Below are 313 nucleotides of genomic sequence, written 5' to 3'. Positions count from 1 at the left end.
TATTGACCAGCAAGGCAGAATGATGAATGCCCACCCTTTGAGTGTAAGGGAGAGCGAAAATTTATCGAAAGCCTTAACCACCAAAGAAGAAAGAGATAAAACTTTTTTAAAACCAAAGGGAATAATCCCCACCAATGTACTGCACATCAACCCAAGTAAAAAAGGCAGTTTGATATGGTACACCAAAGAACAAAAGAGAACCCTATATTTTGTGGAAAGTTTAGAGATACCAAGCGGAACGGCTTATACTCCTCCGTTATTATGGAAAGCGACTAAGCAAAGTTTGAGTATATACGCTTTAAAATCTAACCGC

Annotated in this window: 1 pseudogene; it reads left to right on the top strand. The window is 38.7% G+C overall.

Annotated elements, in window-relative coordinates:
* A pseudogene (locus tag VQ048_RS13125) lies at nt 1-313 on the top strand (PRTRC system protein B); the annotation flags it as partial.

The organism is Bergeyella anatis, from assembly GCF_036016955.1.
In the GTDB taxonomy this organism is placed as follows: Bacteria; Bacteroidota; Bacteroidia; order Flavobacteriales; family Weeksellaceae; genus JAYWXI01.
This window is presented reverse-complemented; position numbering and strand designations above follow the sequence as displayed.